The organism is Pedobacter sp. 01N416, from assembly GCF_056399685.1.
In genome coordinates this window covers 1-11816 of the sequence record NZ_JBFTRT010000082.1, presented here as the reverse complement: position 1 = coordinate 11816, position 11816 = coordinate 1, and the positions used below count along the sequence as shown (strand labels likewise).

Genomic DNA, 11816 nt, shown 5'->3' with positions numbered 1-11816 from the left:
AGCGATTACGAACATATCAGCATTATAAAAGACCGTTTTACTTTAACCAAAGTAGAAAACAGTGGTGCATTTTTAAGTCTTGGCGATAACATGCCCTATATTTTCAGACTCATTATTTTAACAGGCTTGCCATTACTATTTTTGGGCTACGGCTTATATTTCCTCTTTGCCAAACGCAATTTACCAATGAGTATGCAAATTGCTTTGTGTTTTCTGATTGGCGGGGGGATCGGCAACCTATATGATCGGATTGTACACGGATCGGTTACCGATTTTATGCATATGGATTTTTACCTCTTCCAAACAGGTGTTTTCAATTTTGCAGATATTTCGATCATGATTGGTGTAGGTATATTGCTTTTCCAGTCGATTAGAAGTAATAGATTAAAACACGAGGTGAATTAGGATAGTAGGTAAGATTTAGTAATACTAATTAAGAATACAAAAAAAATATACATTAAAAATACATGTTTGTATTTTTTGTGTTATATTTATTCATGTAATACTCAATTGCAGCATATTACGATCTAAACCAAAAACCTAAACTATGAAACACCTATTAACAAAAACTATGCTGATTGCATTGCTCTCAGTAATGGTAATCTCATGCTCGAAGAAAAATGAGATACCAACAGATCAGGAAAACGAAACTGTTCAAAACCAAAAAGTTCTTGCTTACATCAAAAATCTTGGATTTACAGATGCACAGATTGTAGAAAGTGGTGGTAATTATGTTGTAGACGGAGATATCGTATTTAGCAAAAACATGGAAGTTTCTGCCGATAATGGAAAACCGATAACAGAGCAATATTACAATGGAAATATTGTAACCAATAGCAGTAATATCCGTGTTAAAATCGATCCTTCTATAAACGGGATGATCAGCGAAATCAATTCTGCAATCAACCAATGGAATACGGTGCCTAATTCTAAAATCAAATTTGTAATTACAACAGGTACTATCTATGATATTCTAATTAAGGTAGACAATACCATTGGAAGTTCTACCTGTGGACAAGCTTATTTATCAACCTCTAACGGTAAAGCTGGCAATACAGTTTGGATTAACCAGAACCTGATCCAAAACAATTCTTTTGCACAGCGACAAAGAACCATAACACATGAATTTGGGCATACCATTTCATTTAAACACACCAACCAATCTACAACCATTAATGTTCCAGGGGTTGGGGGAACCGATGCATTATCTTTAATGAACGGAGGACAATGTGGAAGCGGCGCAACTGTTTTATCAGCAAAGGATAAACAGGCTACCGCAGTATTGTACCCTTTATAATTAAAAATCAGATAAATAACCTAAAAAGATCGTAATGCAATGGAAGCTGTTTCTCTGAAGCAGCTTCTTTTTTTGAAACAATATTTGCAAATGATTTTAATCCAGGAATTTCTTAACAAAGAATTGCCACCTTTAAACAAACATATTTTTATCTTTAGGTGTTAAACAATCTAAAAATAAAATCCAATCATGAAAAGAAATGCAACAGCCGTATGGCAAGGTTCTATTAAAGAAGGTAATGGTAACATCACTACACAAAGTACCACTTTAAATAATACTCAATATTCTTTTAACTCTCGCTTTGCTGAAGGTGTTGGCACAAATCCAGAAGAATTAATTGCTGCTGCACACGCAGGCTGTTTTACCATGAAATTATCTGCTAACCTAACTGAAGCAGGATTTACAGCAGATAAATTGGAAACCAAGTGTGAAATTAACCTTGATCCATCAAAAGGTGAAATTGTTGAATCGCATTTAACTTTAACCGCTTCTGTGCCTAATTTAACACAGGAAAAATTTGATGAATTGGTAGCAGATGCAGAAAAAAACTGCCCGATCTCTAAATTATTAAACACAACGATTACCGTTGATGCTACTTTAGCGTAGCCTATTTATCATGCTGAGGCACGAAGCATCATGAGTGTAAAAAATGGTTCACTTCGTACCTCAGCATAACTACTTATTTTTGGGTTACTGCAATATTAAATTAATTGTATAACTTAGCCTTACAAGCTAAGTTAACATGAAAAAATCTCTCCTATTCTTAAGCACTGCTTTATTCTTAAGCAGCTGTATCAACTTCAGTAGCAAAACTGAAAGAATCTCCGATACAAGTGATAAAAACGGAAATACTAAAATTAATGATATAGATTTTAGTAAACCAGTTTCTGAAGAAGATCTGGTTACAATCGCTAATGAGACCAAAATCAATAAAGTCAAAAAATTAGCGATCAATTCGCTTAAAGATGAAGCTAATTTATTTCATATTGCCAGTTTTGACGATGATGTAGCGGTAAGAAAAATTGCAGTTGTCAGGTTGACCAATCAAGCTAATTTATTTCACATTGCCAGTTTTGATGATGATGCAGAAGTAAGAAAAATTGCTGCTGCGAAAATGGAAAATCAGGCAAACCTATTTCATATCGCCAGTTTTGACGATGATGTTGCGGTAAGGAAAATCGCTGTTGCAAAAATGAATAATGAAGCGAACTTATTTCATATTGCAAGTTTTGATGATGATCTAGAAGTACGAAAAATTGCAGTTGGTAAAATGAACAATCAGGCAAACCTAAACCACATCATCTCTTTTGAAGAAGAAAGTGAGGTAAAGCAACTTGCATTAAATCAGCTCAACCACAATTAGACAGTTTTCCATCCACAATTTAATAATCGACTGCTTAATCATTTAATCCAAAACAATTTAGCAATCCCAGCAATTGAACCATTCAACAATTTAAGCAATTAATCAGCCTTCCAACACTACAACTCTAAAACAAACTAAGCCATATATTTCCCTACTATAGGCATTCTTCGGCCCATACCAAATGCTTTTGGCGATACCCTTAAAATAGGTGGAGTTTGATAGCGTTTAAATTCTGCAACATTAACCATTTTTAGAATCCGCAGCACCAATGCTTCATCAAAACCTTGAGCAATAATGGCTTTAGAGCCCTGTTTCTTTTCGATGTGCTGATATAATATTTTATCGAGAATTTCATATTCAGGTAATGAATCGGAATCTTTTTGATCGGGCCTTAACTCTGCAGATGGTGGTTTAACAATAGTATTGACCGGAATAATTTCCCTTTCTTTATTAATGTATCTCGCAAGCTCAAAAACCTGCATTTTATAGACATCTCCTATTACCCCAATAGCACCGCACATATCACCGTATAAAGTACCATAACCAACAGCACACTCGCTTTTGTTTGATGTATTCAATAAAATATAGCCAAACTTATTACTCATGGCCATATTAATAATGCCACGGATGCGGGCCTGCACATTTTCTTCAGCAAGGTTAAAGGGCAAACCCTTAAAGGCTGGTGCCAGTATATGATCGAAAGCTTCTGCAACTTCTTTAATTGGCACAATTTCGTGCATACAACCAATATTATTAGCCAAATCTAAAGCATCCTGAACAGAGTGGTCGGAAGAGAATTTAGAAGGCATTAAAACGGCCATTACATTCTCTGGGCCTAACGCACGACAAGCCAAGGCGCAAACCACAGCGGAGTCGATCCCACCTGATAAGCCCAAAACGGCTTTACTGAAACCAGATTTATTGAAATAATCTTTTATACCTAAAATCAACGCGTCGTGAATCTGCTCAATATCGGTCAATCTTTCCGATTGGGGATATTTATTACRCACATTTTCAACCTCTTCCAGATCAAAAACCTGAAGATCCTCTTCAAAATACTTCATCTCTGCTTTCACGGCTCCATCAGCATCAAAAACCAAAGAACCGCCATCAAAAATAATCTCAGTCTGCGCACCAACCTGGTTTACATAAAATACCGGCAGGTTATACTTTTTTGCATTATCGCCTAATACTTTTATACGTTCATCATCATGGGTGTAAGAGAAAGGAGATGCAGCAATGTTAATCATCACATCTGGCTGCTCCTTAATCAGCTCATCCATTGGATTAGAAACATATAGTGGATTATCGTTGATATTCCACAGATCTTCGCAAATGGTTAAGGCAATTTTTTTTCCCTTAAAATCGATACAGTTAAATTGTGTGGCAGGTTCGAAATAACGATATTCATCAAATACATCGTAGGTAGGTAAGAGTGCTTTTTTAACCACGGCTTTAACTTTCCCTTCTTCGATGAAATAGGCTGCATTAAACAGATCTTTTCCCTGTAATATTTCGTTTTTAATAGGTAGGCCAACAATACATGCAATATCTGTGCAATGTTTGGCTATTTCCTGAGCGGCAGTTTCGCACAATACAATAAACTCATCAAACTCCAAAAAATCTCTTGGTGGATAGCCACAGATAGCAAGCTCGGCAAAAACAACTAAATCTGCACCTTTATCTTTTGCCAATTGAATATTTTCGGTTATTTTTTTCGTGTTTGCCTCAAAGTTCCCGATATGGTAATTGAGTTGTGCTAGCGCTATTTTCATATTTAATGTATCAAGTAGTGAGAATCAAGTATCAAGACAAATATCCCGATTAAAAGAATACGCCGAAATTAAGTGCCAAATAATGATTTCTAACATCTCTGGCTTTATCTGTTACAATATTAGTGAAACCGTTATTAAAAGTTAAACCAGCTACGATACTGGTATTGCCCGAAATATCAAATTCGCCACCACCACCGATGATTAATCCGGCACGGTAAAGTTTAATGTTATCGGATACATTTAAATTATCGCCAACAACCGCTCCACCTGTTACAGCATCTTGTTTAGCACTGATGTTGATTGAATTAGACAATCCAAACTGACCATACCAACGTTTTCCATCAGCCTTTACGGTTTTTAGTTTAATGGTTAAAGGCAAGTCTACGTATTGTAACTTATATTTTAATTCGTAAGCTTTCGGTGCAGTACTACTACTGGCGCTATAATAAGGCAAAACATTCGCCTCTGTACTTTTACCATTTATCGAAGTGATGGTTAGCGCAGTAGAAAAACTATAATTCGGGGCAAAATTAAAATCACCAATTAATCCATAAGAAAAGCCCAAAGCTATTCCGTCTGTTTTTCCTTGTTCAGGTTTAATCCAACCAAAAGTTGGGGTAGCGGTTAAACCTAACCTAAAACCGTAACTGGTTAACGGAGAATTTTGCGCCCATGCGCCAATACTTAAAAGAGACAAAATTAAAATGGTCGATATTCTTTTCATGCTATAGGTGTTTATATATATTTGTTGTACATGATGTATAACGTAAAACACTGGCAAATTTATCTAATTTTTCTTTTTGCCATCACATTTATTTCCTGCAGGCAAAGCAACAGGCCCGATGTAAGCAATATACAGGTAAACATTAAAATCGAAAGATTTGATAACGAGCTATTTGCTGGGAAAAACAAAAATGTTATTGAGGTAGACAAACAGCTTAGTTCAAAATATGGTGTATTTTATGACGATTTTATCCACCGGATTTTAGACAGCAAATATTCCAACACCGAATCGTTGACCAACCTATACCGCGACCAGGCTTATACCGATTTAAGCAAAGAAGTTGATAGTGTTTTTCCAGACTTAAAAGTGCAAGAAGAAGGATTAACCGAAACTTTTAAATATATTAAATACTATTATCCGAAAGCGAAGATTCCAAAATTTATTTCTTTTGCTTCAGGTTTTGCTTACCAAATGCCCGTAGGCGATAACTATCTGGGTATTGGTTTGGATATGTTTTTGGGAAAAGACAGCAAATTTTATAAGGCGATTGTGCAAAGTGTGCCCTTATACCTATCAAGAAGGTTTACACCTGAATATATTGTGCCCCGTGTAGCCGAAACGTACGCCCACGAAGAACTTTTTGCAGAGCCTGATGACAATASAACCCTCTTGTCTAAAATGATCTTCCAGGGAAAGATTTTATACTTCTTAGATCAGGTTTTACCTGAAAACTTAAGCGATTCTACCAAAATCGGATATACTCAACAGCAGTTAGACTGGGCACAAAATTTCGAAGGCGATATTTGGGCATATTTTTTGGAGAACAGTTACCTGTATGAAACCGACTATCAAAAAATTCAGGTGTTTTTATCTGAAGGACCTTTTACACCAGGTTTAGGTGAAAATAGAGATTCGGCACCAAAATTGGGAGTATGGATGGGTTGGCAAATTGTAAGAAAATATATGAAAGAACACCCTGATGTTACTTTACAACAATTAATGGCAGATAACGATGCACAGAAAATTTTAAATCAATCTAAGTACAAACCGAAACAACAGAGATAGTTATCAGTTTGCGGTTTTTAGTTATCAGTTTACAGGCCAAAACAATACCACAATTAAGCAATAAAATCGATCAGTTGAACTTTTTAATTAATCATCCTAAATTAAACCTATGAAAGTTGGCATTGTATTATCAGGCGGAGGCATTAGGGGAATAGCACATTTAGGTGTTTTAAAGGCCTTCAGCAATTTGGGCATTACCTTTAGTCACATTAGTGGAACAAGTGCAGGAGCGATAGCCGGGGCCTTTTTTGCCGCTGGCATAGATCCGGAAGAAGGTTTGAATATTTTCCTTAAAACGAAACTCTGGCGCTTCGTTCGTCCGGCGGTGGGTTCTCTGGGCTTAATCAATATCGAAAACACTTCTCTGATTTTAAAGGAATATTTTCCGGAAGATTCAATTGAAAAGCTAAAAATACCTTTAACCATTGCTGCTGTAAATTTTAGCGAAGGCCGATTGGTTTATTTTACAAAAGGACCGCTTATTAGAGCAATTCATGCCTCTAGCTGCATACCTGGTATTTTTAAACCCATTATGATTGATGGCCAGATGTATGTGGATGGCGGAATTTTAAATAATTTCCCGGTTGAACCTTTAATGGACGACTGCGATTTCATTATAGGCTCGTCCTGTAACCACCTTAAACCAGTTGATAAAATTACCGGTATTACCAATTTAATGGGACGCGCCGGCATAATGTCTATTAACCATGATATGGAAAGAAAAGCAAAATTCTGTAACGTATTAATCGAACCAAAAGGTTTAGGGGCTATTAGTACATTCGATATGAAACGTGCAGAAGATATTTACTGGCTGGCACACGAAGAAGCCTTGATTACGATTAAAAACAGTCCAACAATTTCCGAATTAATTACAAAATAGCAAGTAGATTCACTTGTGGATTTCTTGCGATATGTAATATTTAAACTACAATAAAATAGTTTATATTAAACAAATAAACGAGTGTAAAAAATACACTTATGCAATAAAAATATTACAATTCTCTTGGTGTTGATATAATATTATTTTACTTTAGGATTATACTTTGCAAATGCAGAGGAAATTAAACCTAAATGTCTATCTATGTTTTTCAACCTGATTATTCTTTTTCAAAGAAGAAGAATTCCTGTTTTTACGATCTTCTAACTTGATTTCCAAGTCAAATACAGATCATTAATTTTTACCTAAAAAAACCTAAACATGAAATTCTTAAAATTAAATAAAACCCTATTAACTGCCCTGGCGCTAACCACAGTATTATTTGCATGTAAAAAAGAAAAACCTACAGAAACGGCAGATTTACAAAAACCTGAATTATCAGCCGTTAATCCCCTTGGCGATATCCAGATCTGTACAGAAAGATCATTGGATGGAACTACCCCAAGAGGTGCCGTTTTAAAGTCAACAAAATGGACTCCGGGAACTACGATTAAAGTAAGTTTAAACGGAAGCACATCAGCCATCAGAGCTAAAGTAATCCAATATGCGAAAGCGTGGGAACAATATGCCAACATCAAATTCAACTTTGTAACAAACGATAATACAGCCAAAATCAGGGTAAGCTTTGTAAGTGGAGATGGATCTTGGTCGTACATTGGAAAATCAACGCCTAGCACCGGTGCGACTATGAACTATGGTTGGTTAACTGCAACTACAGCAGATTCTGAATATAGCCGCGTGGTAATCCACGAATTCGGTCATGCATTAGGATTAATCCATGAGCACCAACATCCATTGGTGGCTATTCCTTGGGATAAACCTGCTGTTTATGCCTATTATGCTGCTGCACCAAATTACTGGAGCCAGGCAGATGTAGACAATAACTTATTTGCAAAATACAGTACCACACAAACCAATTATAGCGCTTACGATAAATATTCGATCATGCACTATTCAGTTCCTAACGAATTAACCATCGGTGATTTCGAGGTGGGATGGAATACCGTATTATCACCTACTGATAAATCATTTATAGCTTCAGTATATCCATTTTAGAAAATAAATTATTACACATAGTGGTTTAAATAACCGCTATGTGTATTTTGCTATTATAAAATAAAAACAGATATGCTGATCGCTCTGCGGATTTCATTTATCAAACCATTTTTAGCCTGCTTAACACTCCTATTATTCTGCCAAACCGCATCTGCACAAGAGAATTCCTATAAATGGGAGGTAAAGCCTTATGCAGGCATTCAACAATCAAGATTTGATTGGTCTATTGCAGGTAATGCAACTGGAACCAGTCCGAATGTATTATCAGAACTCATCTGGAAAAATCTTAAAGGGCCTAGTTTTGGCTTAGACATTAAATACAATATTACCGAGCGGCTTAGTATTAAAGCCGCTAACCAATACAGCAGCATAACCAAGGGCGAGGCAGAAGATACCGATTATGCAAATGATAATCGGCAAAATGCTTTTTATTTCGATCTGCTCAACGCAAATAAAGGTTATTTATACGATGCCAATTTACAGTTCAGTTACCAACTGTTCAAATTTGGCGATTTTAACATCAATCCAATTGTTGGACTTTCATATCATCAGCAAAAATTTCATTTGCTAGAAAGTGCAAATAATCCTGACAGCAAAGGCTTAAACTCTACGTATGTAGCAAGATATAAAGGATTCGATTTTGGAGCAGAACTTGTTCTTAAAATGCAGAAATTCAGTATAGGCGCCACAGTTTTAAGCGGTTTTTATACTTATTCGGCAAAAGCCAACTGGAATTTAATTCCTGATTTTGCAAAACCTGTAAGCTTTACACATAAGGCAAATTCCTTTTCATTGAGTGGCGATATCAATCTGGCTGTACCATTAAACAAAAGTTTACGGATAGAAGTCGACTATAAGATCAATAACATCAACACTTACTCTGGTGTAGATAAAGCTTATTTTAATAGTAGACCAACAGAGGAAACTCAATTTAATGGCGCAAATTTTAGAAAAAATGCAGTATTGCTCGGCTTAAATTTTAGCTTTTAATTTTTTAAGGCCACCAAACGTTCGCCTTCCAGTACCGGAATTGTTTTGCAAAGATTTAACTGCAAACAGAAAACAACATCTTCTTCTATATTCAACTGAGCCAAACGATGGCTGTGTGATGATTTGTGAAGGTATTTCCTCAGATCTGCCTTAGCTAAGGCATACAAATCTTCTGCAGCCACACTGGAATCATCAAAATGCTGGAAATTTTGACGGAGATTATTTACCACAGCACCAGCAAAAAGGGTGTCCTCTAAATTGAACTGATCTTTCCAACCAGCGCAAAGCAAAAGCACATTCTTATCCTGACTTTTCAAATAATCACAAAGGGCATCTAAGTTCAGGAAAGACCCAATTACAACCTGATAGGCCCTTTTCTGAGCCAAATGCAAAGCCTTAGTTCCATTGGTAGTAGTTAACACGACCGTTTTTCCATTCACTTTTTCATGGGTATAAGAGAATGGCGAATTACCGAAATCGTATCCGGCTACCACCTCCCCATTTCGTTCTGCTGCCAATAAAAATCCGCTATCGCGATAGTTTAAACAATCTTCTACCTGAGCAACTGGAATAATCGCTTCAGCACCATTATCTATTCCGTAGGTAATAGATGAAGTGGCTCTTAAAATATCGATAACCACCACAATGCTTTGTTCGATATCATATAAATCAATCAAGGCCGGAGTTAAACAAACTTCTATTTTTTTTGACATGTAAAGGGAGGTGAAAGGCGAAAGGTTTAAGGTTTAAGGTTATGGGAAAATATGCCCTACGCCTTAAACCTTAAACCCCAAACCTTATTTATAAAAAGGAAACTTAACCACTTTAGCTTTAATTGGCGTATTGCGGATTAAAATAAAAACTTCAGTTCCTTCTTTAGTAAAATCTTTTGCAATGTAGCCCATACCTATTGCTTTTTGCAAAGAAGGTGCCTGGGTACCAGAAGTCACTTTACCGATAATATTTCCTTCGGCATCAGCAATTTCATAATCATGGCGCGGAATACCACGATCGATCATTTCGAAACCAACCAATTTCTTTTGAATACCAGCTTCTTTTTGCGCCAATAATACCTCCGAATTGGTGAAAGATTTAGAAAATTTGGTAATCCAACCTAAACCTGCCTCGATAGGCGAGGTAGTATCATCAATATCATTTCCATATAAACAGAAACCCATTTCTAAACGTAAAGTATCGCGTGCACCTAGGCCTATTGGCTGAATGTTGTACGGCGCACCTGCTTTAAAAATAGCATCCCAAATTTGATCGGCATATTGGTTTTCGAAATAAATTTCGAAACCACCAGCGCCAGTATAACCTGTTGCTGAAATGACTACGTTATCAACACCAGCAAAGGTACCTTTAACGAAAGTGTAATACTCCATTGATGCCAAATCAACATCAGTTAATGTTTGTAAAGCGTCTGCTGCTTTTGGCCCTTGAATGGCCAAAAGAGAGGTTTGATCCGAAATATTGTGCATTTCTACACCTTTCGAATTGAATTGTTGAATCCAGTTCCAATCTTTTTCTATGTTAGAAGCGTTAACCACCAACATGTAGGTCTTATCATCTATTTTGTAAACCAAAAGGTCATCAACAATACCACCATCTTGGTTTGGCAAACAAGAGTACTGAACTTTTCCATCGTATAATTTAGACGCATCGTTACTGGTTACACGTTGAATAAGATCTAATGCGTTTTCACCTTTCAGAATAAATTCGCCCATATGGCTTACATCAAAAACACCCACGCCGTTACGAACAGTTGCATGTTCGGCATTAATACCTTCGTAAGTAACAGGCATATTGTAACCTGCAAATGGAACCATTTTAGCGCCTAAAGCGATGTGTTTTTCTGTTAATGCGGTGTTTTTCATCCGTAAATTTTATTTTTTATGATAATGAAGCCAGTATAGCTGATATTCTGTGAATTATGACGGCTTTATTCGTTATTCTTCTTGGGGTGCAAAAGTACTAAGAAAAAGACAAAATTTTGAGGTTAATTTTAAGGAGTTTTTAGATGATTTTTCTATTCATCCTTCACGCTAAACTTGTTTCAGCATCTACTAAAGATACTTACGCAGTCACCAATTCTTCGTAAATCTTCAGCATTTTACTGGAGATTAAATGAACACCATGGTCGTTTTCTACTGTTTTGCGGGCGTTCTCTCCTATTTCTACCCAACGTTTAGGGTTAATGATACACTGTAAAATCGACCGGTAAAATTCATCTGCAGAATCAGCAATTAAAATGTCATGGCCATGCCTGCAATTAATTCCTTCTGCGGCAGTAGTGGTCGCTATGATGCATTTTTTCATGGCCATACCTTCAATAATCTTCACCCGCATTCCAGTGCCAGAGATTAAAGGAACAATCATAATTGCCTTAGAGTTCATAAATTCAACCGCATCAAAAACCTCACCCTCTACAATCAGATTTTCTGAATCGTATTCGAAGAAATGTTTCTGCATGTTTTTTCCTGCAATATAAAAACGAAGGTCTTTATTTAGTTTTTCAATATCGGGCCAGATATCATCCAAAAACCATTCTAGTCCTTCCTGATTCGGTCGCCAGTCCATTGCACCTAAATGAAACAGTGTAGGAAAAC

13 protein-coding genes are annotated in these 11816 nt (G+C 36.4%); 8 read left to right on the top strand and 5 right to left on the bottom strand.

Annotation, left to right across the window (positions count from 1 at the left end):
• The 4 genes from lspA to AC1DND_RS06910 form a co-directional block, all read left to right on the top strand.
• The coding region (gene lspA / locus AC1DND_RS06925) for a signal peptidase II (protein ID WP_477580219.1) at positions 1-405 on the top strand (405 nt) is incomplete at its 5' end.
• Positions 406-547: 142 nt separating this feature from the next.
• A complete protein-coding gene (locus tag AC1DND_RS06920; RefSeq protein WP_477580217.1) occupies positions 548-1297 on the top strand; it encodes a M57 family metalloprotease in 750 nt (249 codons plus the stop codon).
• A 189-nt stretch (positions 1298-1486) separates the two neighbouring features.
• Positions 1487-1903, top strand: a complete 417-nt coding sequence (locus tag AC1DND_RS06915; protein WP_086548955.1) for an OsmC family protein — start codon at positions 1487-1489, stop codon at positions 1901-1903.
• Between the two features lie 136 nt (positions 1904-2039).
• Positions 2040-2660: a hypothetical protein gene (locus tag AC1DND_RS06910; protein WP_477580215.1), complete on the top strand. Its 621-nt coding sequence runs from the start codon at positions 2040-2042 to the stop codon at positions 2658-2660.
• A gap of 134 nt (positions 2661-2794) precedes the next feature.
• On the opposite strand, the gene AC1DND_RS06905 is transcribed toward AC1DND_RS06910, so the two are convergent.
• Together AC1DND_RS06905 and AC1DND_RS06900 are read right to left on the bottom strand one after the other, a co-directional pair.
• Positions 2795-4435, bottom strand: coding sequence for an NAD+ synthase (locus AC1DND_RS06905; protein WP_477580213.1), 1641 nt, complete (start codon positions 4433-4435; stop codon positions 2795-2797).
• Between the two features lie 49 nt (positions 4436-4484).
• Positions 4485-5159, bottom strand: coding sequence for a porin family protein (locus AC1DND_RS06900; RefSeq protein ID WP_477580211.1), 675 nt, complete (start codon positions 5157-5159; stop codon positions 4485-4487).
• A gap of 30 nt (positions 5160-5189) precedes the next feature.
• Here AC1DND_RS06900 and gldB point away from each other — a divergent pair, with 30 nt between their 5' ends.
• The 4 genes from gldB to AC1DND_RS06880 all read left to right on the top strand — a co-directional run bounded on the left by gldB (position 5190) and on the right by AC1DND_RS06880 (position 9207).
• Positions 5190-6224, top strand: coding sequence for a gliding motility lipoprotein GldB (gene gldB, locus AC1DND_RS06895; protein ID WP_477580209.1), 1035 nt, complete (start codon positions 5190-5192; stop codon positions 6222-6224).
• Between the two features lie 109 nt (positions 6225-6333).
• A complete protein-coding gene (locus AC1DND_RS06890) occupies positions 6334-7104 on the top strand; it encodes a patatin-like phospholipase family protein (RefSeq protein ID WP_057931344.1) in 771 nt (256 codons plus the stop codon).
• 318 nt (positions 7105-7422) lie between these two features.
• A complete protein-coding gene (locus AC1DND_RS06885) occupies positions 7423-8217 on the top strand; it encodes a M12 family metallopeptidase (RefSeq protein WP_477580207.1) in 795 nt (264 codons plus the stop codon).
• Between the two features lie 72 nt (positions 8218-8289).
• Complete coding sequence (locus AC1DND_RS06880) at positions 8290-9207, top strand: hypothetical protein (RefSeq protein ID WP_477580205.1); 918 nt, start codon at positions 8290-8292, stop codon at positions 9205-9207.
• Here the strand turns inward: AC1DND_RS06880 and AC1DND_RS06875 are convergent.
• The 3 genes from AC1DND_RS06875 to AC1DND_RS06865 form a co-directional block, all read right to left on the bottom strand.
• Positions 9204-9920, bottom strand: a complete 717-nt coding sequence (locus AC1DND_RS06875; protein ID WP_477580203.1) for a 2-phosphosulfolactate phosphatase — start codon at positions 9918-9920, stop codon at positions 9204-9206. The genes AC1DND_RS06880 and AC1DND_RS06875 overlap by 4 nt on opposite strands.
• 84 nt (positions 9921-10004) lie before the next feature.
• Entirely contained in the window at positions 10005-11084 is a 1080-nt protein-coding gene (gene gcvT / locus AC1DND_RS06870) for a glycine cleavage system aminomethyltransferase GcvT (protein ID WP_477580201.1), read from the bottom strand.
• A 199-nt stretch (positions 11085-11283) separates the two neighbouring features.
• The coding region (locus AC1DND_RS06865; RefSeq protein ID WP_477580199.1) for a glycosyltransferase family 4 protein at positions 11284-11816 on the bottom strand (533 nt) is incomplete at its 5' end.